The sequence below is a fragment of the Pseudanabaena sp. FACHB-2040 genome (genome assembly GCF_014696715.1).
In the GTDB taxonomy this organism is placed as follows: domain Bacteria; phylum Cyanobacteriota; class Cyanobacteriia; order Phormidesmidales; family Phormidesmidaceae; genus JACVSF01.
Map to the genome: position 1 here is coordinate 124,427 of NZ_JACJQO010000001.1, position 25,161 is coordinate 149,587.

The window sequence follows — 25,161 nt, forward strand, 5'->3', positions numbered from 1 at the left end:
GCTAGAATAGGCTTGGCGATCTAGCTAGGTCGCCGCAGCTTAGGCATATACCTCAGTGCTTAGTAACTAGTCTGAGTGGCTCGGTAGATGTTCCAAGGCAGGCGTTTCCTATGACCTGCTGCTGTAACGGCTCTAGCAACTTGCGGCTCTTTAGTCGAGTCGCCATCCTGAGAGGAATCCCCTGTGAATTTCGGTACTCCTGTTCCCCTGCTCCTCGGCATATTTCTGATTATTGGCGCAATCGCCCTGTTCTTTTTAGACAAGCTGAAGCCGGGCTACGAGCGTGACTACGACAAGGTCTACGCAGTTCTATTTCTGCTGTCTGGGATATTTCTGCTAGCGCACCTGACGATGGAGCTTTTGCCGTCGTTTCAGCAGCTCATCATGGTCGGTACGATCACCAGCCTGATGATTCAAAATATTCGCCTTAGAACGCCGGTCACCAATCGATATGGGCAGCAGGCTGTTCCCGATGAGCCTTTAGGTAGAGATAGCTATCGGCCTAGCCGGTCTCGCCCTGTCTACGGAGCGGGGGCTCAAACCAGCGTTCGGGCAGAGCTAGATCGACGCGACATTCCTCCGGATCGCCGCTACTCTCGGCCAATGCTAAACGGTTACGAAGATCAGGCCAGTCAGGCTAGACCTCGTTCTACCTATGACCAGGATGCCTACTACGATAAGGGCATCCCAGACAAAGGGAGTTACGACAAAGGGGAATACGATCGAGGAAACTACCAGGCACCGTCGTCCTATCGTGAGCAGCCCTACCAGGACCAGCCCTACCAGGATTCCTCCTACCGCAGTCAGCCTGTAGATGATCCGTCGACCGGGCAAAATTCTCAGGGCGATGCTTACTCAAGCGACTCCTACTACAGCAGCGGCCCTCGCTCCGATGTTCGGCTGCGTCGCCGCCGCCCTTCACGCCCTCGGGGAGACAGCGAGCGCTATCGTCTAAACCCAGGAGACCCGAGATAAAAGGTTTAACAACCTATTTAAGTCCTTCTTCGGAAGGATTTTTTTTGACTAACTTTTCCTGACTTGCCTCCATGTTGATTACCCTGGTGCCGTTTTTAAGCTCTGTAGATACTGCTGATATTGCAGGCATTGCCCTCTGGTCTTTGGCCCTTTACCTGGGTTTCTCTCCCCTAAGTAACCGGGTTGTTGACCAGATCTACCAATGGCTAAACATTGCTGAAGAGGTTACGCGGAGCACTCAAACTGAGAAGAAGCGATCGCACCAGCAACGAGACGACCAGTATGCTCTGGTGGCTTCGCTGCTGAGCATATTGCCCTTTTTAGTGGTGGGCGGGCTGCTCAACTATGGTGTTGAAATAGGCTTGGGTCGCAGCTGGGCCGTTAGTGTTGGCGTGCTGGCCTGTGTGAGCTGTGGCGTTTACGAGTTGGGTCGCCGAGACGGTCAGGCACCGGATTGACTGAGCTTTTTATTGTTAGCGGAGCAATAGCCAGTGTTTTGCTAGCTATTACTCCGCTAAGTCATGCTAATAAGTTGGTTTTGAGCTGGGAAACCGAGCTAACCCTTGAAGGTTTGGGCGGCGCTTTGCTTGACCCAACTACAGGAGTTGCAGGGGCCAGGTTTCCTGGCCCCTACCTTCTTGGCTCACTAACCTTGGCCAGTGGTCGCCAAGATTTGCTCAGTCAGCTTTTCGGGAACCGGCTGCAGGTGGTCGTAGTTCCACCGGAAAAAGCCAACGCCCATTGTGAGCGATCGCAACTCCAGAATCAGTGTCTGCATCTCAGCTTGGGGAATGTGCCCTGAAACCAAATCCCAGCCAGGCCAATCGGGTTTGCCCTCATAGCCCAGAATTTGACCGCGTCGCCCGGTAATCAGCTTCAAAACGTTGGACGTGAAGTGAGTAGGCACCGAGATTTCTACTGCCGTAATGGGCTCTAGCAGGGTCGGACTGCAGGCAGGCATGCCTGCCTGCATGGCAATTCGGGCAGCCTGCTTAAAGGCCTGGTCGGAGCTGTCAACGTTGTGGTACGACCCGTTGGTTAGGGTCACGGCAACATCTACCACCGGGAAACCGAGAGGACCGTGGCTCAGATACTCCCGCACGCCATGCTCAACGCTGGGAATATACTGTTTGGGCACCACGCCCCCCACAATCTTGTCGCTGAAGGTAAAGCCCGAGCCCGGTGGCAGTGGCTTGATCGTCAGAAACACATCGCCAAACTGACCGTGCCCGCCAGTCTGATGCTTGTAGCGGCCCCGAATCTCTTCTTTGGTCTGCCGGATGGTTTCCTTGTACTGCACCTTGGGCAGGTGGGTGCTCATGGACAGGTTGTACTTGCGGGCCAGTCGCTCCATCGCCAGGCCCAGATGCACGTCGCCTTGCCCCCAGAGAATGACTTCATGGGTATCGCCGTGCTGCTCCCACTGCAGCGAGGGGTCTTCCTCCAGCAGTTTGGTCAACGCGCCACTAAGCTTCACTTCATCGCTGCGTTTTTCGGGTGCGATCGCAAGGGCATACACCGGATCTAGCCGCTCAGCTTTGGGCAGCTCTATCGCGGGCGCTGCTCCCAGAGTAGAGAGGACGTCGCCAGTTTGGGCTTTTTCGAGACGTGCGATCGCAACAATGGATCCGGCCTCAGCCTGAGACAGGCTTATCTGCTGCTGACCCTTTAGCTCGTAAATGCCGCCCATTCGTTCGCCGTTGAGGGCTTCGCCATCGGTCAACAGACCCTGCCACACTCGCACCAGCGACAGCTTTCCCCCCTGCGGCGTAAAGAAGGTCTTCATCACCTGCACCAGAGTTTCTTGCGCACTCTCGCAGTCAAGGCCGCGCCGCTCGCAGGTAACCACAGGCTCAGGGGCTTCCCGCACCAGCGCCTCTAGCAAAGGCCGCACCCCGTAATCTTCTAGCGCATTGCCAAAAAAGACCGGCACGATCAGGTCAGCGCCCAACTCCAGCTTCAGGTCTTGAACGATCTCTTCCTGAGGCGGTTCAATCTCTTCTAGCAACTCTTCCAACAGGTGATCGTCGAAATCAGCTAGCGTTTCTAGCATCTCTACCCGAGCTGCCTGCTCTTCTGCCTGCAGCGACTCTGGCAAAGGCACAGGATCAGCAGGCGCACCCGGATGGTAGTGGTAAGCTTGCTCGCTCACCAAATCAATAAACCCAACCAGCTCATGGTTCTGCCGAATGGGGTATTGGTGGGGAATCACAGGCCGAGAAGATACATTCTTCAGCGCCTCAAGGACTTCTGAGAAGTTCCCAGTTGCCCGATCCATTTTGTTGAGCCAGACCAGGTGGGGAATCTCCCAGGTATCTAAAAACTGGAACAGCGGCGATAGGGTCAGCACCTTGCCGGGATCGGGTTCGCAAACCACAATGGCGGCATCTACTCCCACTAACGCATTAAACGTTTCCTGCTGTAGCTCTACCGAGCCAGGGCAGTCAACGAACGTAAAACGAATGCCGCCGTACTCAGTACTGGCGGCATTAACTTCCACAGACATTTGGCGATTGCGGGCTTCCGGCGAGTCGTCTCCCACGGTGTTGCCATCGTTGACTTTGCCTTTTCGTGAGACCGCTCCCGTTACCGATAGCAAGCTCTCCAACAAGGAGGTCTTACCACTGGAATAGGGTCCCACAATCGCCACATTTCGTGAGCCCGACAAGACTTTTTGGCTCATAGGTCACTCCCAATTTTTCTGAATGACACTCAGCAGAAAGCCAGCCAAAACCATATCAAGTGGCGGCTTTCATCGGGTTAACTCCAACAATTAGGGCTAACTCAATTGCTCTAAATTCAGATTAACGCGGAGATAAAAAACGAAGATCCCCAGTTAGAAAAAGTTCACCACATGAAGTTTCGTGTTTAGCCGTTGAGCCAAGTAAACAAAACCTCAACAAATAGCAATTTATTTCCCCAAAAAATAGTGGCTGCCAAATTTAATGCTTGCTTGATAGAGAAGCCTCAATGGGAAATTTACCGATCAGCACTTATCTCGTGGGCCCTTTGATGTCCCATGTCTGCTCTGCCAGAATGCGATCGCGCCACTGTACATATAGGACATACCCTAGGGTTACTAACTGCAGCGGCAGCAGCGCAACTGACCCTTTAATAAAGATGCTCAGATCTAGCTGAGAAAAGGCTGCAAAATATCCGCCGCCAACGAGCATCAGCGTTAAAAATAGGGTTTTATTCTTCATCAGGGTGACGTGTTAGTGATGGAGTTAAAAGGGAGCTAGCTCGGCAGCAAAATTAGCAGAAACTGTCTGAATGAAGACAACAGCGGGGAAGTTGCTAACTCGCCAGAGTTCAGCAACCCCTGAAGACGAAGGCTGTAATACCCCAAGAAACTAGCAATAAACAGCAGCTGGAGTCGATGGTTCAGAAGCCCCTGACTATAAAAAGTTTCGATCCGCCGATTGCTGGCAATCTCACAAGTAATGTGCAGTGCAGCAGCTAACAGCACGAGAAATAGAGCTGGGCCAAACAGGTGATAGCTGAGAGCTTGCACCAAATCCCCGCGCGCAACTGCCATAAATGAACGAGTCATGCCGCAGGTTGGGCAGGGAATGCCGGTCAGAGAGCGAAAGGGGCAGACTAAAAGAGGAATGTGATACCCCTTGTTGTAAGCATAAGCCCCCAGCAGCGGCGCACTGGTAAAGCCCAAAATACCCCATCGAGCCAGTTTGGCTCTGCGGTTCAAGCCGTTGCGAGCGAGAGTTTGCAAAGGAGGATAAACCGCATTAGGCTGCTTATCCTCACATCTGCAAAGTGCTAAGAATTTATCATGACCTAGTTTTTGAAATTGTCTGAACACAGATATATCAGCGAGGTTTATCTCAACAGACAATTGTTTTTAATCAACAGTAGGGCGTTAGAGCCATCCCTTCTTGCTGGTCACATAGGTGCTTATGAATAGTTCATCGCTTTTGGTCAGGTAAGTAATTCCTTCGATGAGGCCGACGATGCCCATGATCGGGGCAGCAATGCCGCAGGTGAGCAGCGATGCTAGCAGCATGATCACCCCTTCGGTGGTGTATCCGAGAATGAATTTATGGACGCCAAGGGCTCCTAACAGAATGCCGCAGATGCCGGCAGCTACCTTCTTTTCAGCACTTGGAGTAGAAGCGGGACTAGTCATTAGAAAAACTCCTGAGACGGATTGAGGCGTGTAGTCAAATTGCGTGGTGCGCGACTATAGTACCCAGCAAGATTCCTGCCCTACCAAATGACGGAGATTCTAAATACTATGGCGCTTCTCTTTACGAAGGGAAAGAAAATGCGATGGTCAAAGAGGGGCCTTTGGGTCATCAACCCACTTCCTAACCCTAAAACCGCTCGGTGGTTACGATAGATGCGATCGCATCTGCCGTCATCGGCTCTGGCGTCATGGTATAAAGAATGCCACCTGTAACCGAAACCAGATTGAGATAGTAGGCAGGGTTGCCGTCGCGCATCACGGCATAGATTCGCACGCCTGTATCCTCTCCCAAAATTTCCTCAGTCTCATCGTCTAGCTCATAGCCCTGACTCTCTAACTGGGCCTGGAGAGTTCTAGCAGCTGCTCGCCAGCTATCAGCTTCGCTGCGCCAACAATTAGACAAGTCCTGGCACCCAGCAGTGGCCCCAGCCAAGTGGGGAAAGCCAGCATAGGGGTCTGGTGGGGTATCTGCCGGAGACGGTGGAGGCGGGTCTGGGGGTGGCTCAGTCACAGCCTCGGCGGGTAAAGGCAGTTCAGGTTGGACTGGGGCGGGTGTAGCCGGGCGGGGCGATGGCGATGGGGGTGGGGGTGGGGCAGGCTGTGGAGAAGGGGCCTCCAATGCCGCTGGCAGCGGGTCTATCACTTCCACTTTAGAGGCAGGGGGCAACAGGGTTACCGCCACGGTCTCGGTCACCGTCTCTGGCTCAACGGGGTTCTCGGTTTCTGAGGAAGGGTGCAGCACGTCCAGCGGCAGCTTGAGCAGAAGACCGTGCAGGCCCAGCGAAGCGAGGATGCAGAGCACCCCTGCACTCAGGGTGGCCGGCCAGCGTTTCTGAAGGGGCGGCAGCGGTGGCCTGCGAGTCTTCTTTGTTGGGGTTTCTTCTGGCTTGGCAGTCAGCATTGTTGAGAAAGGCTATTCCCCTCAGGTGCCAATGATTCTTGTGAAAGATATCTACAGGAGTGCCGTAAAAGCTTACACCGTCTTAAACCTAAGCTCAAGTCGCTATAGATTGCTGCATTCTCTCCTGGAAGCTTAAAGCAGAAAATCCTCACTAGAGCTCAAAAAAATAAAATCTTGTTGAGAGTGTATCTCATTAGTAGTAGAATCGTTGCTGTCTTGAGCGTTGGGCTGCTGGCCCTGATGTAAACGCTTGTCGAAGCCCTTGTGAGGTGGAACTTTCCATGAAATTAAGCAGACGCGTATTTTTGGGTGCTGGGACAGCCGCGACTGTGGTGGCGCTGAGTGAACTGAGCCGTCCCCGTCGAGCCTCGGCCCAGCTTTTCCGCAGAGGTCCTGTGGTCAACCTCTATTCAGCCCGTCACTATGACACTGACGAGAGCCTGTACGAGAGCTTCCAAGACGCTACCGGCATTCGGGTCAATGTGGTTGAGGCAGAAGCCGACCAGCTGATTGAACGGATTAAGGGCGAAGGCACCAACAGCCCAGCAGATCTGTTGGTAACAGTTGATGCGGGTCGGCTCTGGAGAGCTGAGCAGGAGAACCTGCTTGAGCCTGTCTCATCGTCGATTCTTAACCAGGCTGTGCCGGAGTACCTGCGCGATCCTGAGGGGCTGTGGTTTGGTCTGACCAAGCGGGCCAGAGTGATTGTGTATAACAAAGAGCGGGTTAGCCCTTCAGATTTATCGACCTACGAAGCCCTGACCGATGCTAAGTGGCGGGGGCAAATTCTAACCCGCTCTTCTACTAATATCTACAACCAGTCTTTGGTTGGCTCTATGATTGCCGCCAATGGAGCTGCCGATACTGAAGCGTGGGTGCGGGGCTTTGTCGAAAATTTTGCCAGACCACCAGAGGGCAACGACACAGCTCAAATCAAGGCTGTAGCGGCCGGACAGGGCGACCTAGCCATTGCCAATACTTACTATCTGGCCCGCCTGGTTAAATCTGACAGCCGCGAAGATCAAGAAGTGGCCTCTAAAGTTGGCGTTTTCTTCCCTAACCAGAGCGATCGGGGTACTCACATCAACATTAGTGGGGCCGGGGTGCTCAAATCTTCCCCCAACAAAGCTGCCGCTATTCAATTTTTGGAGTATATGGTGAGTCCTGAAGCGCAACGCATTTTTGCTGAAGGTAACAATGAATACCCAGTAGTGGAAGGGGTGGAAATTGACTCAGTCGTGGCTGACTTTGGCGAGTTTAAAGAAGATACGCTAAATGCTTCCGTCTATGGCGAAAACAACCCTGAGGCGCTACAGATTTGCGATCGCGCTGGTTGGAAGTAGCCGTGTAGCTACCTTGATTAGGGCGTTTTAGCTGGCTTTCGCCGTCAGGCAGGCAATCGTGCCTGCCTTTTCTCTTTATTTGAGATCACTTATTCTTCTAGCGGCTCAGCCTGGGTGCTACACAAAAGGAGTAGAGGCGTTATCTCGTGTTTGTCTCCATTGAACTCGATGGAGCGACAAAAGGCATACCTGCAGCAATTTTGGCCAAAAGTAAGGGGTAGCTTTTCGATTAGTTAAAAATGCTCTAAAAATCAATATTCTGCAGAAATGCGCTGCTTTTGCTGAAGCAGGCAGTTTTTTTTGGTTTAAACCTCACCATCTATTCAAAACAAATACCCATTCAATCCAACCTAAGATGGAAGAGGCTGTCAGATTGTTGCAACTAGCATATTCCCATCAATCTAGGACCGGAAACTGGGAGATGGATTATGGCTAGTCAAGAAAAGCAAGATCGGCGTGGTTTTGCCTCAATGGACCCGGAAAAGCAGCGGGAGATCGCCAGTAAGGGAGGACAGGCTGCCCATGAAAAAGGGACAGCTCATAAATTCTCTTCTGATGAGGCAAGGGAAGCCGGTCGCAAAGGCGGCCAAAGTGTAAGCCAAAACCGCGAGCACATGGCCGAGATTGGTCGCAAGGGCGGCAAGAGCGTCAGCAAAAACCGGGAGCACATGGCTAAGATTGGTCGCAAGGGCGGTGAAAAAAGCCGTAAGGGCGACCAGTAAGCCTTAACTCCCATCGGGTGCGCTACCCGCACCCCTGATGCTGCTAGGGGCGAAGCATTCGCAAACAGTTTTTGGAGACCTGCTCCAAAAGGCTATGTGAATGCTTCGCCTCTAGTTTATCAACGAAGATTCAGGAGTTTCTCAGATTGGGGCCTTGTTTTCTCAGACTGCTGTCAGCCTGTTTGCTTAAAGTAGGAGCACCCTCAATGAGAAGAACTCTAATGAAAATGAATTTTTGGAAAGGAATCGGCGTTGCGATCGCACTATCAACCTTAGTTGCAACCACTGCCTGTGCCGGACAACAAGCGTCAACGGAGACCGCCCCCACAGCCCCCTCTGCGACTGCCCCTGCTGCCTCAGAAGCTCCCCTCACTACAACAGCCGCCCCAGGCCTCTCAGGCACCTTTGTTGCCGCTGAGCACCCTACTACAGGAACTGTTCGCATTATTGAAGAAGATGGCATGCGTTATCTGGAATTTGATGCCGCCTTTAAAACCGATCCCGGCCCTGATTTAACTGTGGTGCTACACCAGGCAGAGGATATTCTAGCCGTCACCCAGAGCCCCGCCTATCCCTTGCAGGAAGGCGAGTACGTCGTAATTGAGGAACTGCAAAGCACGGAGGGCACCCAGCGCTACGCCATTCCGCCAGAGCTAAACCTAGCAGACTACAGTTCCGTGGGGATCTGGTGCCGTCAGTTCAATGCCACCTTTGGGGCTGCTTCGCTGCAATCGTAATGTAGTCTCTTCACGCAGGCGGGCTGAGTTCCCATCTTAAGAGACAGGCCCGAAGCGCCAGAGCCTAGTTTTAATGCAGATACGTCTAGGCCCTGGCTGATAGAAAATGCTCTGTTTGATAAACCTTTTGAGACGGCGACGGCAATATTGCGATCGCACAAAACCAAATCTGCCAATTCTGGTTTGACTAGGCGCAACTCTGCTTAAGTTTCTACCCACCAGCAGTAATCTCCATGCGGGTGTAGACGCGTTGGCGTATGGCGCGTTGTTTACTTGGACTTGGCTAGAGCTTTTTAAGGAGTCAACTACTTACGGCACTGCCTTGGACTGGTAGTGCTGCTGGGGGCAATTGCTTCCAGGCTTAGGTGGTGATATTTAACGCATAGCCTTTTGGTAATCGAAAAGTGCAGCATGCTCGCAGTGCTTTAACAGCCTTTGGAGAAACATTTCTCAGCAAGCACTGCTATAGCCTTCTAGTATGCTGCACCATAAGCATTAAAAAGCTAGAGAAATCCATTTCTGGGTCTCAATTACAGGAGCCTCCGGGTGCCTTGCCAAATACAGATTGACAAAATCGTGATTGGGCAAAACCCCTCCCGGATAAAGAGAAAGCTGATCTTGAATTCCCGTTACCAAAAACATATCCAGGCTGCCTTTGTTTTTGGCCACAATTTTGCCTCGATACTTAATCTCAAAGAAATCCTTAGCTAGCTCAAAGGTCGCGCTAGAGATATTAATTTTCCCCGGAACACCCGAAGATTCCATCCGAGAGGCGATATTGACCGTATCACCCCAAACATCATAGGCAAACTTTTTCCGCCCAATTACCCCAGCCATGATTGGCCCGGAATGAATGCCAATGCGAACATCCCAGTAAGGCTGGTTGAGCTTTTTCTTTTGAGCCTTGCGGATTTGTATATACAGCTGCATTTCCATTGCAGCTAGAACGGCATCTACCGCATGAGTAGCGCTAGGGATAGGAATGCCCCCCACACACATGTAGCTGTCGCCAATCGTTTTTAGCTTTTCTAAGCCATACTTATCGATCACTTGATCGAAGTAGGAGAAGCAGGTATCCAGTTCATCAACCAGTTCTTCTGGAGTAAAAGATTCTGAAAGCTGAGTGAATCCATTGAAGTCAGCAAACAGAACTGAGACGGATTTGTAGTAAACAGGTTTTACTTTCCCTGTACTTTTTAGTTCTTTAGCAATTTCATCGGGCAAAATATTGAGCAACAGCTCCTCTGAACGTCTCTGCTCATCCGCAATAACCGCATATAGACGATTTATCTCCTCAAACCGTTCGGCGTTTTGAATCGCAGATGAAAGTTGCAAAGCCAGCAAATAACCAATGCGGACATCATCTAAGGTATAGGCCGCAGGCTGAATGCTTGAAAAAACAAGGGCTCCGAACCGCCCTCGCTGATTTTCCAATGGAACAATCATCGCTGCCTTGTGCTCTGGCCAAAACATATCAGATGGCTGGCGCACAACTTGAGGCTGACCTGATCTCAAAGCCCGATGAATTGAATCAAACTTAGAATTTTTGACTTGGTCTAGCTCTAGATTAGAGCCAAACAGATTCACCAGAGAATCTGATTCTTGAGAAATCAAATAAACGCTAAGGTGATCGATTTCGATCAGCCATTTTGATTTCTTGCCAACAATCTTTAAAATCTCATTTACATTAAGAGATCGATTAACTGCAACTGCTATTTCGTTAATTGCAGCAATTCGGCTTGAAAGGGCTTGGGCTGAGGCTAATTGGTTAGTCGATTTTGAGCTCTCCACGGCATTGATCGCGGATAGTTGAGGCATTGATGACGGCCTAAACGTTGTCCCGTTCTAAAGCTATTCTACTAGCCTAACGCACCTCAATAAATTAGAGAGCGTCGATCTCCAAGCCAATGGCGTCAGTATATTGATTTATCTGGGTAAACAGGTTTGCCGTTGCAATAATTTCAAATATTTCTGTGCTATCTAAACCACAGGACTGCAGATTCTGATAATCCTGAGTGCTCAGGTCACGAGGGTTGGTAGCTGCCTGTAGGCCAAAGCGAATAACGGCCTTCTCCCGGCTTGGGAGTGGACAGTTTTCAAAGTCTGTAGCCAGAGTTCGAAGAACCTCTTCGCTAATACCAAGTACAGACAGTCCGTGCAGGTGTACTTTTAGCGCATACTCACTCTGGTTTGCTTGAGAGATGGCAACACCAATCATCTCTTTTAAGGTGCGAGGTACTTCGCCCTCTAGAATGACTGAACGAAACTTGTGCCAGTTCGCCTCAAGAAAATCAGGGCGAACGGCCATTGATTTGAATAGATTGGGAACAATACCAAAGCCTAATTCGGCTGAAATTTCTTCATAAATTACTTTAGATTTTTCATCATTCAAATTGTCGTACTCTAGAATTTCAAAGTATGACATAGGGTTAAAGCTTTATTTGAGAAGCTAGCAAATTCTTACCCTATTAGCTTTACAAACCTAATTTCCCTTAGCCTGAGCTTATTTACACAATTTAATGTAAATTCTAGCTGTGTATTATGTACTCAATGTTGATTAATACCTATTGACTCCACTCATCCCACACAGCTCGAGCTACCTTTGCGATCACTGCTTCACGAGCCACATCATCAGCTCTAGAATCTGAAACAAAAACTGCGATCGCTAAGTGCTGCCCATTTGATAGGTGTTCATTGTTAGCGCTGTGGGTTGTTGATTCTTTAGGTATATTTACTTAGTTAGGTTGTCTCTGCTGACTACTGAGGTCGCTGCTTGTACAGCCAGAGGCTAATAGGTAAAAGCAAAAGCTATAAAACCAAACTTTTTTCATTTCTAAATCTAGAGCCAGGGTGCATTGTTCATCAGAGCACTTAACATCCGAACGAAGTTTTGGCGCAGCAGCACGGCTAATACACCGCAAGCAAGGGTTGTGCCTCCCATAACCCACCTAAAGTGGTCGACTTGCCAGATACCGCTAAACAGGGCAAACGCAATTAGTCCAGCGCCAGCGCCCCCTGAAAACAGTAAGGACGTTTCTTTGACAGTTTCTTTAAAGGTGTGGGGTTTCGATTCCATTGTGTAAAAATTCCTGTGAAAACATATTGTTGTATTTGATCAGCGGAAGCAATCATATAGGCAAAGACAATTGCAGAAGTAAGGGAGAGATTTCTGCCTAATCTTATTGAATCTCCTCAAAGAAAGTAATTAAATTGCCGTCTTCATCTGTAGCACCGAATTCACGGGTTCCCCAAGGCTTGTCTTGCAAGGATGCATTGGGATGAACGATGCCCTTAGATTGGCATTCAGCATATAACGCGCTAATTCCGTGAACATTGATACGACATGCGGTGTTTTCAGCAATGTGTTTTTCAGTACAAGCCCAGAAATGAATCTGTACTGCATCACGCTGAATAATCCCATAAACCATTGGCTCCTCATGAATTTTGGTAAATCCGAGCACTGAGCAATAGAAATGAATAGTCTTGGTAATATCTAACGAAGCCAAGACTGGAACAGCCGAATTGAACATTGGGTTACTCATGATCTTCCTTACCTGCGCTTGCAGATGTTGAGTGCTTATGAAGGAGCGACCAACAGCAGCTAGCTTAAATAGGGCGCTCCCAAGGTTTACCATATTGTCGATAGCCAACTCGCTTGAATGTAGAAATCATTCGCACATTCTCTACACCCGTATCACAAAATACTTGCCAAACTCCCACCTCTTGTAAGGTCTGTGTCCCCTTTGACAAGAGATCGTTTGCAAAACCAAAACCCCGGTACTCTGGCAAAACCCCTATCCCGTAGATAGTTCCTTCTTCTAATCCCGCTTTGGCACACCCTTCAAAAATTACCGGAAGTACAAACCCTACAATGTCACCATTCTCATTGATTCCAAACTGCCACCACTCATCTTGACACGAGAAGCCATCTCTGGCTGCACTCAAGAAAATCTCAGCGGCTTCCTCAGGGCCATGTCTGGACACTTGTTTCTGATAGCTTGGATCTGTTGACGAAGCCATCACCCGCCCAACAACTGAAATGAGCAGATTGTTGGGTACTGCTATGGCCGGTTCGTAGGTCAACCGAGGCGGAACCTCAATCAGTGGTTTGGGTTCTTCCCACGCAAAGGGCACTTTTAAGTAAGTTTGTTGGCTCATAAAAGTCACAAATAACCTGGTCAGTTAATACTACGGCTCAGCTGAGTTGCTGTATGACAGCTAAAAGCTTCTACAACACCAATTAACTTTTCTACTCCGTTCTAACAGAATGATGCTGCCGTGTCTGAAAGGAGATTCTGAGTTGCTTCAAACGATAGCCTAGGCATAGAGTGTCAAGTAACACTTGACACTCTATGCCTAGAATGTGTAAAGTGTTACTTGACGGCACACAGACTAATCCATGAAAAACCGACTTAAAGACCTTCGGCAGCTGCATCGATGGTCACAAGCTGACCTCGCCAGAGAGCTAGGGGTCAGTCGTCAGGCGGTCAATGGTTTTGAATCTGGCAAGTTTGATCCCAGCTTAGAAATGGCTTTCAAAATTGCCGATCTGTTTAATGTCGCGATCGAGGACGTTTTTATCTACGAGGCAAGGAACTCCATGCAAACACTGGTTGAGCGAGTCAAAAATTTCTTTGGTTTCGACTTTGGTTTTGAGCGGTTTACAGAAAAGGCAATTAATGCGATCGCATTTGCTCAAAATGAAGCGGCCCGCTTGCAGAGCTTACAAGTTGAGCCAGAACACCTATTAGCTGGGCTATTGGCTGATCCAGCGACAACTTCGGCCCAACTGCTGCGGGCTAATGGCGCAACAGTGGAAGTCATAACCGATGAACATTCTTTTGAATCTCGCGAGCATCTAAAATTTAGCCCCCAAGGTAAGTTTGTTCTAGAACTTGCTTTGCAGATCGTTCGGCTTCAGGGCAAAAGAACAATTGGGACTGAGCATCTTCTGTGGGCTTTGATACGGTTGTCTGAAACAGACAAGACAACCCTAAATGAACTATTTCAGCAATATACAGTTGATCTAAAAGCCCTGAGTAGTCAACTGATAGAAACAGTTTAATTTAGCTCCAACAATGTCTAAAGCTTTCGCTAGCGTCTGTTGGCTTATTCGATGCCCACCTCTTTGCGGCTCACTTTAGAAATAGGAAGGTCTCGCCATGTAGATATGCCTGCAAGTGGTTTTTGGCGACGTAGGGCACAGCCCGAGAAAGCCACTCGTGTTCCTGGGGATTGGCACTGAGAAAAGCGAAGTTTTCCACTGTTGCTCCTACGAAGAATGCTTCAACGATGCCTTGGTAGTCTGCTGGCAACGCCCGGACGCTTGTATAACCCTCAAAAAAGGGTGAACGCAAGGACGCATCCAGGTCTCCAAGCGATTGACCAATATCGTAGAGATAAAAGCCAAAGCCGCAACGTGAAAAATCAATAGGGCGCACTTCCTCGTTGTTATAGAGAACGTAGTTGCCTTGGTGAAGATCAGCGTGAATTAAGCCCCAAGTATCGTGCGCATGTTGCAGTCCAGTCATAAACTCTTGGACTTGCGCGGCAGCCTTTTGAAACACCTGATAATCATCTATCGAAATCGTTCCATTCTGAACTAACACGTCAAGCTGAGACGTTGCAGCCTTAAGCTGTTCCACGCTGTGGGTGGGGCGAGAAAAGCCAGGTGGTAACGACCAATTGCTTGAATGTTGGTGCAGTTGGGCCATCACCATACCCAATCGGCGGACCTGCTGTACTGTAGGTTCACCATCAACATGTTCGCCTTCTACCCACCGCAGCAATGAACAAAATATCGAAGACCCAAATTCCGTGCTGGCAATGTTGGTAACCCATTCACCCGAGCGATTCCGCACAGGCTGAGGCACAGTTATTTCAGTTTTATGTGCGATCGCATTTAGCCACAGCAACTCAGACTGAATGACATGCGGCTCTCTCCAAAAGCTACGCAAACTATCGCCGGCAACCTCGATTCCACTATGGAAACGGAGTAGAAACTTATCGCCTGTGGGTATCTCAACTCGAAAGGTCGTGTTCTGGCTTCGTCCTAAAAATGTCACTTGAGCATCGGGTAACCCATAGTGCGTCAAGGCGGTCCGAGCAATTTCTGCATTCATACTGCTTCAATAGGTCTAGCCTGCGTTCAGCACTTTGCGGAACACGACCTTATCATCGCCCGCCGCGTAGAAGTCGCGAATGCGCGCCTCCTCCTCATAGCCACACTTCGCGTAGAATGTCCGCGTGCGCTCGAAGCCCGGTAGCCCTGATGTTTCTACTAGCAGCACGCGCCCACCGCGCGCCGTCAGTGTTTGCTCAACGTAGCGCAATAGTGCCGCACCGCGTCCTTGCCCCTGACGGTCAGGCCGGATGGCGATCAACTGCAGGTTCCACGTCCGATCAGTCATCCGTTCCGGCTCACAATAGGCGACCCCAATTGGCCCATTGTCATCGTCAGTGATCCAAAAAGGAGCACTGTCGCTGCCGCCACTGAAGTAATCGGTCAGCATCGCGCTCAACTCCTCACGCTCGTTCGGCTGAAAGCCGATTGCATCGGCTATAGCGATTAACGCGGTTGTGTCATCAGGTGTAGCGGGTCGAATCATAGTGAGCTTCAGTGTCTTGAGATCAGTGAGTTGTCATGCACATATCGGCAGGCTGAAGGGTAAAAACCGTGGAGCTTCAATCGGCGGTTTAAGCACCTCCCACACAAAAAACACTTTAGGTAGAGTTGCTGAATCACAGGCAATCTGAATCACAGGCAATATTGACAAGACTTTGTAAACCATATCAGTATACTACAGTATACTACAACTGTAGTCAATTTGGCTCTGAATGATTACAAACAACTTTTAGGCTGTTGTCCTCGCGGCCAGCTAGCAGAATGACAATCTCAATAGAAAGAAAATTCTGCTTGCACTCAATCTTCTCTCTAGCTCCATATTTGCCTCGACTTGATAGGCAGCTGATCAAACGTGACAGATCTATGATGCTTAGCAAGTTTATAGAATCGCTTTGTTTTTCTCACGGTTACTAACCAATACTTGCCGAGTATTTCTCTAAACCCTCAAGTGAGATTTAAGCCACCATCAGAAACTAAGATCTCGCCAGTAAGATAGTTACTCGCAATCAGCATAGAAGCCAATTGCGCAATCTCCGCAGGTTGCGCTCCTCGCCCCATCGGTGAACGCTCTTTCCAAAGTTTTCGCGCCTCTGTCCAATTCTCGGTCATCGGAGTTTCGACCAATCCTGGTGCGACTGAATTTACTCGAATCTGTGGTGCGAGACTCACCGCTAAGAGCCGTGTCATATGGTTCAGAGCTGCCTTGCTGGCAGCATAGGGAATTGAAGCCCCTTTAGGACGAACACCTGCGTGGGAACTGATATTCAGAATGCAGCTGGGGCGATCACTACTCGACGACTTGCGTAGCGCACTTTCCGCCTCTGCAATGAGAGTCCAAGGTGCAATGACGTTGACCTCATACAGATTTCGCCAGATTTCCGCTGAGGCTTCCTTAAGAGAGTTATGAGGAATAACTGCATTAATACCTGCATTATTCACCAAAACATCTAGGCGACCGTGGTGCGATACAACTTCGGTTATCAAATAGCAAACCTGCTTTTGGTCAGCTAAATCCGCCTGTGTATAGGATGAACCGGGGTGACTTTGCGCCAATGCTTGCCCAGTTTCTAGTGAAGATTTGGAATGAAAGGCAATGACAAAGCCATCTTCGGAAAGCTGTTTTGCAATTGCCATCCCGATACCGGAGGTCGAACCCGTGACGAGCGCAACTCTTTTTTCACTCATACTTTAGACAATATCCATGTAACACTTACCGTTCACGCCAGTGACGGTGGCAAGTTTAGCAGCTCTGCTAGGGATGCGGAAAATTCCACCACGCCAGAATCGTTGTGTAATCGTTATGTAGCAGCATTCACTGCTTGCCCCAGAAATTGCTCATATCCCTGCTTGAATTTCTCCTTTCCAACCTCCTCTATGATGCTGCCGTGAGCCATAATCACTCGGTTAAAATCCCAACTTAGAACTTTCTCGACGGCCCCTCTTACCTTTCCCTTTTCTAGGGTCGCAACTCGCTCCAGTAATGATGGGCTCAAGCTTTTATATCCTCCAATCACTCTGGTCGCTAACTGCGTAATCACTGGAAAGCTCTCATCAAAGTGAAAGGCCGTATCAGTCAAGATCAGGGTGCGGCTCATTGGATGAAAAAATACGCATTCATTCAGTGAATCAAAACCCGTTAAACCAATTGTCTTGAACCCTTCGAAGAACACGTGTTCAATCCCATCCCATGGATTATTTATGTCGCTCTCAATTACTTGGTCGATTGGCAAATCTGGTTTTTTGTCTGCCAGACCTGGCACGGCCCATAATGTTGCGTCTGGGTAGGACTCTTTAAATCTAGCTGTAAATAGATAGTGATAAAGATTAGGAGCAATAATATGCTTAACGGTTCCAAGTTCTCTAAGTTGGCTTACGATTGTCTCGCTGGCTTGAATTGGAGAAATAACGACCAGTTCACGGTTTGCTAGCCGAACTACCGTCATCCTTGTGCCAATACCGAATCCTAAGTATCGAAACGGCTGTTCGGCAACCCAAATATCTCTATCAATTTCTTTAAGCATGACAATCTCTCAAACGATGGGCTTAAAAAGATTGTAAATATTATGCCGCTTCCTATTGAACAGTGAATCCACCATCAATGACTAGATTGTGTCCTGTAATGTATGATGCTGCATCAGAGCATAACCACACAACTGCAGTTGCGATGTCTTCTGCTTGCCCCGCCCGCTGCATTGGAATTGTATCAATCATCTGTTGAAGCGCTTCCTGAGGCACATTGGCAAGAATATCTGTCGCAATCAGTCCTGGGCTAATGGCGTTGATCCGAATTTGCTGTCCAGCAAACTCCATTGCTGCTGATCGAGTGAGTCCGACGACCCCTCCTTTGGCTGCGTTGTAGCTAGAAAGACCAGGAACACCAATTACTCCGCCGCCCATTGATGCCATATTGACAATGGCTCCCGATCCGGTTTTAAGCAGCGCTGGGATCTGATATTTCAGACATAGCCAAACAGCTTTCAGATTGACATCTGTTTCTGCATCCCATTCTTCCTCTGAACGCTCAGTCAGCGGAACAGTTTTGCCAAAACCTGCATTATTACAGGCACAGTTTAGCTGGCCAAAGGTTTCTAGCGTCGTGTTCACTAATGCTTCTACGTCGGCAGCTTTTGTTACGTCAGTTTGAATAAATAGAGCTTCAGCCCCTACATCTTTGGCAAGGCGAACGGTTTCTTCGCCTTCTTGAGTGCGTCGCGCTGCTACAACGATCTTTGCCCCAGCTTGAGCAAAGGCAACTGCAGTTGCCCGACCAATCCCAGAACTACCGCCCGTGACAATTGCAACTTTCCCATCTAGCCCAAGTTTCATGCTGCCAACTCCTATCAGCGGTGTTTTCAGGCAATTTTGGAGGGAATTTCTATAGCTGTCTATGCAGTTCTTGCGATCGCATCACAAGCCGTCTTCAAACGCTCGTCGTCACCGGTGATTCAGATAAGTCTCTACAGGCAATTGGACAGGGTAAGAGCACTCGTAGGCTGGGCAAAGGGCGCTAGCGCGTCTGTCGAGCTGTCTCTGATTTGATCTAGGCCAGCAGCAGAAAACCGGTCTCTCGGCGGTCAATAGATCAGCTTGCGCAGGTGGCGCGTCTTGATCCACCTGCGTAGCTCCTCCTCAGTCGCCGCATAAAACTGCTCGCCCGTCTGCGGATCGTAGACGTACCACCAGGCTTCGCTGTCATTGGAAAACTTGATGACCTGCAGATCAGAATGGCTAAACAGTCCTCTCACCAGCTTCCGCCTGACTGCCCTCAAAACCTTCAGCAGGGGATGGCATGGGGTAAAAACTCCTTTGCCTGGGGGGATAGACTGGGGCGGAATGGCGCACATGGAAAGATTACTATTGAGCACCTAAGTACTCAATAGTCGCCTGTTTGTCCTCTAAGCCGAGTGATAGACGCCGCCTAGCAGCGTGATCTTTTAGGCGGTTTCGGGTGATAAGAAGCGGCTCTCAGCGTGACGGGGCCGTCCTTACTGAGTGACAAAAATCACTTAAGCGGCATGAGTAGAAGAGGCTTCGAGGTGGTCTGTCAGGGCTTCGGTGGTCAGCGCTGGGGCATCTTGCCACTGGCTTTGCAGGGCGCGCTTTACCTCGTTGGCTAGCTGGCTGGCTACAACTTCGTGGGTGTAGCGGCACTGGGGCAGCATGGTTTGGCGGAAGGAGCAGTAGTAGTCTTGCGACTCTTCGTAGAGAAAGCGCAGTTTGCAGTCGTGGTTCACAACTGGCAGTCAGGTGCCGGGGCTGCTGCTCCCGGATCAACGAGCCGCAGTGAAAGACTACTCACCAGCAGGTGCGATCGCACCTACCCTCGACCCGAGCAGCTTAAAGGTCGCCACGCCCTCGACAAAGTGCAGTACATCTAGGTTAAGACTCAATTTGAGTTGCAGATGCTCACCCACCAGCGGGCTTAGGATTAGGGCTGGCAGGTAAAGCAACCGACTGCTGCTTGACCCGCTATTGGATCTGCATAGAAAACGTATAGTCGTAGCCCTTGTAGTTGGAGTCCAGCGTTAACGTGTAGTCGCCTGTCAGCGGCAGCCGACCACTCCAGTCGGTTTGAGTCTCCCATCCGACAGTTTCGGTCAAGGGTTGACCATCGGGGTCGGCAATAAATGGCAGCGGCCCTTCTTGGCTCTGCAACGTTAGAGTTTGGCCCGCAGTTGCAGGGATCACATACTGGTGGCTGCCAGTTCCCACAAAGCGGTCAGATATGCCGAGGGGGTTTGCCCCCGCCGAAAATCGGATACGCTCTACTTTTTGATTGCAGGAACTGTCTACCCGGTTTTGGGCTACCCAACCCGTCACCGGCTCGCTGATCTTGAACCAGCCGGACTGCTCTCCAGTCACCGTCAGATAGGTGCCGTTCTCTAGCTGATCTACCCTGTTACCGTCTGCGACGGCAGGACTTGAGCGCACATTGAGGGGTGGTTCTGGGTCGTCCACCACCGCCATTGTGACAACGCAGGTGATCACTTCACTGGAGGTAGGGGCCTGGGCGGTAGGTTCTGCTGCGTCTATGCCACCGGTAGGATCCGGGGTGCTGACGGCAGGGTCTGGGGTGCTGATGGTAGGGTCTGGGGTGCTGACGGCAGAAGTTGGGCTGGTAGCAGGCGGCGCTGAAGTCGAGGTCTGGGGAGTGGACTGCGACGCGCAAGAGACTGCGGTAAGGGTAGCTAGGGTTGCGATCGCACCCGCTAGCAGATAGGGCTTGAATAGGTTAAGTTTCATCGGTAACGTGGCTATTTTGGGGGGATACCGCCTAGTCGAAGCGGGCAGTACTCTCTTTAAACACACGCTAGCAGTTGCCCGTTACGGATGACAAAAGGCAGATGACAAAGGACCGAGAACACAAGACTATAGCAGTTGCCCTTTAGCTGCGGCGATCTCGGCGGATATCGTAAATAGCTTTTTCCCAGTACCACTGCTCCGACTCGCCCGGATAGCGCTGCCGCAGTTGAGAGAGCAGCCGCTCGGCAGTAGAGCCACTGCCGCCCACCAGTCGCAGCAGCTGACGGCGGGTGCCCGACTGCACAGAGGCGTTGGCTTTGCCCGCAAACGTGGGTACTTTGCTCCGAATGCGCTTGCTTTGCTTGCGCTGCCGCCACCAGAAAAGGATAGCCAGCGCGATCGCAACTGCCAGCAAAACTGAAAGATCCATGATTTTAGGTAGAAAGCCCGTAAAAACTGTCCGTTTCTCTTAGGATGCCCTAAAGAACCCTCAACCGTCATAACGTTAGCTTGAGGGAGATCTGGTCTACTCAGCAAACAAAACATCTTTTGTGATTAAGGAGCGCTTTTCATGGATCGGGTAGAAGCCATCTTAAACTTTTGGTTTGGAGATCCGATGGTGCCGGACAGCGAATACGGCCAGCAGCGACAGGTCTGGTTTAAAAAAGACCCAGCCTTTGACGAAACCTTGCGCACTCACTTTCTAGAAGACTACGAGCAGGCAGCAGCAGGGCAGCTCAGCGACTGGCAGACCACCGCTCGCCCTTGTCTGGCTCTAATTTTGCTGCTCGATCAGCTGCCGCGCAATTTATTTCGCAACGCCCCCCGCAGCTTTGCGACCGATGGTCAAGCGCTAGCTGCCGCGCGCTATGCTGTGCAGCAGGGGTTTGACCAGCTGCTGACTGACCTAGAGCGCATTTTTGTTTACCTGCCCCTTGAGCACAGTGAAAACCTAGCCGACCAGCAAGAATCGGTGCGGCTGTTTCAGGCCTTAGCTCACGAAAACCCTGAGCTTGAAACCAACCTCGACTACGCCCTGCGGCACCAAGAGGTGATTGAACGCTTTGGCCGCTTTCCTCACCGCAATGAGATTTTAGGCCGAGAGTCAACGCCCGCAGAAGCTGAATTTCTCACTCAGCCAGGTTCTCGTTTCTAAAGGCTGATTCTCAAGACCAGGCTACCCCAGGCTTAACCAAACTTCGTTAGCATCAAGCTAAGGCAAGGAGAAAACGCATGACAGTCTCATCCCGAATATCCCGCCAAGGGGAAATTGTTGAAGTGGTATTGCGCCACGGCTGGGACTCCATGCGGCGGCTGCTTAGCGGCAGCCAAGCTGGCGAACCCGAACTACCCCCACCCGCCGTACTGCGCAATATCCTGACCGACTTGGGGCCAGTCTATGTCAAGCTTGGCCAGATCCTCAGCACCCGGCCCGACCTCATGCCTGCTGCCTACATCGAAGAGCTGAGCAGGCTCCAGACGACGGTGCCTGCTGCTCCGGCAAGTGAGGTAGAAGAAACGATTCGGCGGTATTTGCCCAAGCCACCAGAGCAGCTGTTTGAGACGCTGGACTACCATGCGATCGCAGCTGGATCGATCGCCCAAACCCACCATGCCGTGCTCAAAGATGGCCGCCAGGTGGCCCTAAAGGTGCAGCGTCCCGGCATCGACCGCCTAATTGCCCGCGATACGGCGCTGATTCGAGACATTGCTCGACTGCTGTCGGCCACCCAGTTTGGCCAGCGCTACAACGTCGTAGCCCTGGCCGAAGAGTTTAGTGAAGCCATTCACAATGAGCTGGACTTTACCACCGAGGCCACCTATACCGATCAGCTGCGCCGCAGCATGTCTCAAGCCAAGTGGTTCGACCCCAAGCAAATTGTCGTCCCCGAGATTTATTGGGAGCTGACCAATCCCAAGCTGCTGGTCATGGAGTGGCTAGACGGCCAGCCCATTCTCACTGCCGACATTGCCATCGACCCCAGCCCCGCCGCCGAAGTCGTGCGCGGCTCCATTACCACGCTGCTGTTTCGGTCATTTATCAAGCAATATTTTCTAGACGGCTTTTTCCACGCAGACCCTCACCCTGGCAACATCTTTTACCTCAGAGATGGTCGACTAGCGCTGCTAGACTGCGGCATGATGGGCCGCATGGACCCTCGCACCCGCTCCACCCTGACCGAAATGGTGCTGGCCATCGTCAACTGCGACGCCCAGCGCTGCACCCAGCTCACCCTAGATATTGCCGAGCCGCTGCAGACAGTCAACCTGGCTAAGCTGGAGAGCGAGTACAGCCAGCTGCTGGGCCGCTACTACGGCCTTGACCTAGAGCAGGTCAATACAGCCAAAGTCTTTGGCGAAGTGCTCGATGCAGGCACCCGTAACCACCTGCGCTGGCCTGCCAACGTCGGCCTCTTTGCCAAATCTATGGCCAACTTAGAAGGGGCCGCCCGCCAGTTTAACCCCAAGGTCAATCTGCTGGATGAAATAAAGCCGCTGATGAGTGACCTATTCCGCCAGCAGTTGGTGGGAGAAGACCCGGTTCAGGCTCTTTTAAGGACGGGCCTGGAGTTTCGCAACCTGTCTTTGAGTTCGCCTCGGCAATTTAGCTTTTTGCTAGACCGGCTCAGCTCCGAGCAGCTTACCTGGAACCTCAACGTTCAAGGCCTCGATGACATTCGCCGCAGCGTCGAAAATGCTGCTAATCGGCGGGCCTTTAGTACGGTGGTAGCCGCACTGATTATTGGAGCTGCCATTGTCTCTACTAGCCAGCAGTCGTCGCAGGGGCAAATTCTCAGCAATATTTTGTTTGCCGCTGCTAGCCTCCTGGGTCTGTGGCTAGTGTTTAGCATTTTAAGAACAACCCGGTGGCGGTAAAGTGAAGCCAAAACAAAGCTTCTGGCGGCCCAACCCAACCTTCTCAACGGCTCTGAAGAAGCATAAATTTACCGGATCAAAGATGAAATAGACGGTCAAGACAGGCTCCTTTAGGATGCCTGAGAAGGTGAAAAATTGCTTCATTATGACTGTTCTGCATCATCAGATTCTTTATATTCCTGGTTCTGACCTGCGGCATGAGGGCATCTGTTTCTTAGGTAGCTAAAGTTTGAGCAAAGGCTTGCTCAAATAGGAACAGCTATGTTGTACCGAACCCTTGGCGAAAACAGAATTTGTATTACTCAACCCACCCATGCTTGGGTTTCTGGTCAACTGGCTCAAGCCTGGGGCAATGAATTATTTGGCAAGATCGCTCCTCGCCAAGAAGTCTGTTTAGGCGCAGAACAGCATGACGTTGGTTGGGTTTCTTGGGAGATGGCTCCGACGCTCAATCCTGACACAGGCTATCCGCATAGCTTCAATGAGGTTGCACCAGAAGTTCACACCCAACTTTGGGCGCGGGCAAAAAACTTGGCACTGCCCATGGGGCAGTATGCAGCACTGTTGGTTTCCCTGCACGGCACAGGGTTATATGAGCGTTTTACTCACTGGAAGCAATCGCCTCAATCAACACGAGTTGTCGAAGCTTTTTTGGAACAGGAGAAAGAGTTCCAGCAACAGTTAATTCGTCGTTTAGAACAAAATCCAGCCTATGCTTCGTATGTGACACCAAAAGCGATCACCCGCAACCAGCGCCTTGTCGCGACTCTAGACGCACTGTCTCTTACCATTTGTATGGGCTTAACCCAACAGCGACAGTTTGAACAAGTGCCGACCGCAACGGGCGAAACAACCTTAACGCTGATGCCTATCGATCATGATTTAACGCGAATATCAGTAGAGCCGTGGTGTTTTCAGCCGCGTGAAGTGACTGTTGTGTTTGAAGGACGGATTTTGGAGGAGAAATTTACTGACGAGCTAACCATGCGCGATCGCCTTGGTCAGGCTCCCTGGGTGACCCTGACAGCGACTCTTTACCCGACAGATAAAGAGGCAACCGTGAAACAAGGTTAGGAAAACAATCGTTTTGAATGTTAGTTGGGATCAAGCCTTTGCCATTTAGCTAAATAAGCTAGAGCAAAATCCGTCTTCTGGTCGCCATCCTGGCCATCTTCTAGTGTTAGGGTCGAACCAAGAGGAGGGCGTAATGGCTCGGTTTCGACCTACGCGGCGACAGGTTATTCAAGCAGCGGGTGGAGCTAGTCTTCTGACGCTCTGGGGCTGCAATCGGCAGGAACAAGCAATGGTGACGCTATACACATTTGGCGACTCGATTTTAGACTGCGGACGATACAACGAGTTTGGGGTGCACCCAGGACAGCTCCTGGTGCAGAACGATGATCGCCTGTTTCCTGAATTTCAAGGTCAAGACTTGGTCGCGCGCGGCCCTGCTCGCCTGGAACACCGAGCCCAAGATGGGGCCACGGTTGAAGATCTGCTGTTTCAGGGGCGGGGATTACGGGTCGAGGGAGATGCGATCGCACTCATTACCATCGGCGGCAATGATCTGCTGCGCGGCCTAATTCAAGACACAGGCCCAGGAATTGCAGCCTTTGCCAATGCCCTCGATACGTTCATCCAGCAGTTACCTATTCGTCCTGTTTTACTGGGCAATGTCTACGACCCCACTTTGGGAGACGACAGCCGCAACTTTTTAGGGATTGACGCAGGCACTGCCCGTAACAATCTCCAGCGCATGAATGGGGCAATTCAAGACATTGCCAATCGCTATGGGCAATTCGTCGATCTCCAGGCTCACTTTTTGAAAGGCGACTCGTCCTGGTTTACCGCCACCATTGAGCCCAGCTTGCGAGGAGCATCGGAAGTGCGGCGAGCTTTTCTCCCCTATGTCCTCGACAAAATCTAATAAGGTTAGGCCAGAAACCGGGTTTCTTCCTTGCAGCTTGAACTCATTTTGGGGCTGTAGAGGAGAAACTCAGTTTTTCTCTACAGCAATAAATAATTGGGCCAGAA

Annotated in this window: 30 protein-coding genes; 10 read left to right on the forward strand and 20 right to left on the reverse strand. The window is 50.8% G+C overall.

The genetic code is table 11. The features are described 5' to 3' along the window. Positions 1–183: 183 nt before the first annotated feature. Together H6G13_RS00540 and H6G13_RS00545 are read left to right on the forward strand one after the other, a co-directional pair. On the forward strand, positions 184–975 hold the full coding sequence (locus H6G13_RS00540; protein ID WP_190481071.1) for a Ycf66 family protein: 792 nt from the start codon (positions 184–186) through the stop codon (positions 973–975). 71 nt (positions 976–1,046) lie between these two features. Continuing rightward, positions 1,047–1,433, forward strand: a complete 387-nt coding sequence (locus H6G13_RS00545; RefSeq protein ID WP_190481073.1) for a hypothetical protein — start codon at positions 1,047–1,049, stop codon at positions 1,431–1,433. Positions 1,434–1,621: 188 nt separating this feature from the next. On the opposite strand, the gene H6G13_RS00550 is transcribed toward H6G13_RS00545, so the two are convergent. From H6G13_RS00550 to H6G13_RS29005, 5 genes are all read right to left on the reverse strand, one after another. Then, positions 1,622–3,658 carry an elongation factor G gene (locus H6G13_RS00550; RefSeq protein WP_190481075.1) on the reverse strand — a complete coding sequence of 679 codons (2,037 nt, stop codon included), beginning with the start codon at positions 3,656–3,658 and terminating at the stop codon, positions 1,622–1,624. 310 nt (positions 3,659–3,968) lie between these two features. Further along, positions 3,969–4,178 (reverse strand): hypothetical protein, encoded by a 210-nt coding sequence (locus tag H6G13_RS00555; protein WP_190481077.1) that lies wholly within the window; start codon positions 4,176–4,178, stop codon positions 3,969–3,971. Positions 4,179–4,213: 35 nt separating this feature from the next. Next, positions 4,214–4,705 (reverse strand): DUF2752 domain-containing protein, encoded by a 492-nt coding sequence (locus H6G13_RS00560; RefSeq protein ID WP_190481079.1) that lies wholly within the window; start codon positions 4,703–4,705, stop codon positions 4,214–4,216. A 147-nt stretch (positions 4,706–4,852) separates the two neighbouring features. Continuing rightward, the gene (locus H6G13_RS00565; RefSeq protein ID WP_190481081.1) at positions 4,853–5,119 is read right to left on the reverse strand and encodes a TM2 domain-containing protein; all 267 of its coding nucleotides are present in this window, start codon (positions 5,117–5,119) and stop codon (positions 4,853–4,855) included. Between the two features lie 187 nt (positions 5,120–5,306). Beyond that, complete coding sequence (locus H6G13_RS29005) at positions 5,307–6,080, reverse strand: hypothetical protein (protein ID WP_190481083.1); 774 nt, start codon at positions 6,078–6,080, stop codon at positions 5,307–5,309. Between the two features lie 281 nt (positions 6,081–6,361). Here H6G13_RS29005 and H6G13_RS00575 point away from each other — a divergent pair, with 281 nt between their 5' ends. The 3 genes from H6G13_RS00575 to H6G13_RS00585 all read left to right on the forward strand — a co-directional run bounded on the left by H6G13_RS00575 (position 6,362) and on the right by H6G13_RS00585 (position 8,882). After that, positions 6,362–7,423 (forward strand): Fe(3+) ABC transporter substrate-binding protein, encoded by a 1,062-nt coding sequence (locus H6G13_RS00575; RefSeq protein ID WP_190481085.1) that lies wholly within the window; start codon positions 6,362–6,364, stop codon positions 7,421–7,423. 428 nt (positions 7,424–7,851) lie between these two features. Beyond that, the gene (locus H6G13_RS00580; RefSeq protein WP_242028051.1) at positions 7,852–8,145 is read left to right on the forward strand and encodes a KGG domain-containing protein; all 294 of its coding nucleotides are present in this window, start codon (positions 7,852–7,854) and stop codon (positions 8,143–8,145) included. Between the two features lie 221 nt (positions 8,146–8,366). After that, positions 8,367–8,882, forward strand: a complete 516-nt coding sequence (locus H6G13_RS00585; RefSeq protein WP_190481087.1) for a DM13 domain-containing protein — start codon at positions 8,367–8,369, stop codon at positions 8,880–8,882. A 495-nt stretch (positions 8,883–9,377) separates the two neighbouring features. Here the strand turns inward: H6G13_RS00585 and H6G13_RS00590 are convergent, their stop codons facing one another. From H6G13_RS00590 to H6G13_RS00610, 5 genes are all read right to left on the reverse strand, one after another. Further along, entirely contained in the window at positions 9,378–10,700 is a 1,323-nt protein-coding gene (locus tag H6G13_RS00590; protein ID WP_190481089.1) for an adenylate/guanylate cyclase domain-containing protein, read from the reverse strand. 64 nt (positions 10,701–10,764) lie between these two features. After that, positions 10,765–11,307 (reverse strand): carboxymuconolactone decarboxylase family protein, encoded by a 543-nt coding sequence (locus H6G13_RS00595; protein WP_190481091.1) that lies wholly within the window; start codon positions 11,305–11,307, stop codon positions 10,765–10,767. A gap of 414 nt (positions 11,308–11,721) precedes the next feature. Further along, the gene (locus H6G13_RS00600; protein ID WP_190481093.1) at positions 11,722–11,958 is read right to left on the reverse strand and encodes a hypothetical protein; all 237 of its coding nucleotides are present in this window, start codon (positions 11,956–11,958) and stop codon (positions 11,722–11,724) included. Positions 11,959–12,061: 103 nt separating this feature from the next. Beyond that, entirely contained in the window at positions 12,062–12,424 is a 363-nt protein-coding gene (locus H6G13_RS00605; protein ID WP_190481094.1) for a VOC family protein, read from the reverse strand. A gap of 64 nt (positions 12,425–12,488) precedes the next feature. Continuing rightward, a complete protein-coding gene (locus H6G13_RS00610; RefSeq protein ID WP_190481096.1) occupies positions 12,489–13,040 on the reverse strand; it encodes a GNAT family N-acetyltransferase in 552 nt (183 codons plus the stop codon). A gap of 241 nt (positions 13,041–13,281) precedes the next feature. On the opposite strand from H6G13_RS00610, the gene H6G13_RS00615 reads away from it, so the two are divergent. Beyond that, a complete protein-coding gene (locus tag H6G13_RS00615; RefSeq protein ID WP_190481098.1) occupies positions 13,282–13,947 on the forward strand; it encodes a helix-turn-helix transcriptional regulator in 666 nt (221 codons plus the stop codon). 70 nt (positions 13,948–14,017) lie between these two features. On the opposite strand, the gene H6G13_RS00620 is transcribed toward H6G13_RS00615, so the two are convergent. The 10 genes from H6G13_RS00620 to H6G13_RS00665 form a co-directional block, all read right to left on the reverse strand. Then, complete coding sequence (locus tag H6G13_RS00620; RefSeq protein WP_190481100.1) at positions 14,018–15,004, reverse strand: phosphotransferase; 987 nt, start codon at positions 15,002–15,004, stop codon at positions 14,018–14,020. Positions 15,005–15,019: 15 nt separating this feature from the next. Next, positions 15,020–15,490 (reverse strand): GNAT family N-acetyltransferase, encoded by a 471-nt coding sequence (locus tag H6G13_RS00625; protein ID WP_190481102.1) that lies wholly within the window; start codon positions 15,488–15,490, stop codon positions 15,020–15,022. A gap of 461 nt (positions 15,491–15,951) precedes the next feature. Beyond that, positions 15,952–16,692, reverse strand: coding sequence for an SDR family oxidoreductase (locus H6G13_RS00630; RefSeq protein ID WP_190481104.1), 741 nt, complete (start codon positions 16,690–16,692; stop codon positions 15,952–15,954). Between the two features lie 113 nt (positions 16,693–16,805). Next, positions 16,806–17,528 (reverse strand): DUF4336 domain-containing protein, encoded by a 723-nt coding sequence (locus H6G13_RS00635; RefSeq protein WP_190481106.1) that lies wholly within the window; start codon positions 17,526–17,528, stop codon positions 16,806–16,808. A 52-nt stretch (positions 17,529–17,580) separates the two neighbouring features. Then, positions 17,581–18,333, reverse strand: a complete 753-nt coding sequence (locus H6G13_RS00640; RefSeq protein WP_190481109.1) for a glucose 1-dehydrogenase — start codon at positions 18,331–18,333, stop codon at positions 17,581–17,583. A 248-nt stretch (positions 18,334–18,581) separates the two neighbouring features. Beyond that, positions 18,582–18,752 carry a hypothetical protein gene (locus H6G13_RS28460; protein WP_206756498.1) on the reverse strand — a complete coding sequence of 57 codons (171 nt, stop codon included), beginning with the start codon at positions 18,750–18,752 and terminating at the stop codon, positions 18,582–18,584. Positions 18,753–19,013: 261 nt separating this feature from the next. Then, positions 19,014–19,241 carry a hypothetical protein gene (locus H6G13_RS00650; RefSeq protein ID WP_190481113.1) on the reverse strand — a complete coding sequence of 76 codons (228 nt, stop codon included), beginning with the start codon at positions 19,239–19,241 and terminating at the stop codon, positions 19,014–19,016. Positions 19,242–19,298: 57 nt separating this feature from the next. Then, positions 19,299–19,457 (reverse strand): hypothetical protein, encoded by a 159-nt coding sequence (locus H6G13_RS00655; protein ID WP_190481115.1) that lies wholly within the window; start codon positions 19,455–19,457, stop codon positions 19,299–19,301. Positions 19,458–19,476: 19 nt separating this feature from the next. After that, positions 19,477–20,250 (reverse strand): SH3 domain-containing protein, encoded by a 774-nt coding sequence (locus H6G13_RS00660; RefSeq protein WP_190481116.1) that lies wholly within the window; start codon positions 20,248–20,250, stop codon positions 19,477–19,479. A 142-nt stretch (positions 20,251–20,392) separates the two neighbouring features. Continuing rightward, entirely contained in the window at positions 20,393–20,680 is a 288-nt protein-coding gene (locus H6G13_RS00665) for a hypothetical protein (RefSeq protein WP_190481118.1), read from the reverse strand. Between the two features lie 141 nt (positions 20,681–20,821). Here H6G13_RS00665 and H6G13_RS00670 point away from each other — a divergent pair, with 141 nt between their 5' ends. From H6G13_RS00670 to H6G13_RS00685, 4 genes are all read left to right on the forward strand, one after another. Next, on the forward strand, positions 20,822–21,406 hold the full coding sequence (locus H6G13_RS00670; RefSeq protein WP_190481120.1) for a DUF924 family protein: 585 nt from the start codon (positions 20,822–20,824) through the stop codon (positions 21,404–21,406). 77 nt (positions 21,407–21,483) lie between these two features. After that, positions 21,484–23,127, forward strand: a complete 1,644-nt coding sequence (locus H6G13_RS00675; protein WP_190481122.1) for an AarF/ABC1/UbiB kinase family protein — start codon at positions 21,484–21,486, stop codon at positions 23,125–23,127. 261 nt (positions 23,128–23,388) lie between these two features. Continuing rightward, positions 23,389–24,201 carry a DUF3891 family protein gene (locus H6G13_RS00680; protein ID WP_190481124.1) on the forward strand — a complete coding sequence of 271 codons (813 nt, stop codon included), beginning with the start codon at positions 23,389–23,391 and terminating at the stop codon, positions 24,199–24,201. A gap of 133 nt (positions 24,202–24,334) precedes the next feature. Then, a complete protein-coding gene (locus H6G13_RS00685) occupies positions 24,335–25,054 on the forward strand; it encodes an SGNH/GDSL hydrolase family protein (RefSeq protein ID WP_190481126.1) in 720 nt (239 codons plus the stop codon). The last annotated feature ends 107 nt before the right edge of the window (positions 25,055–25,161 follow it).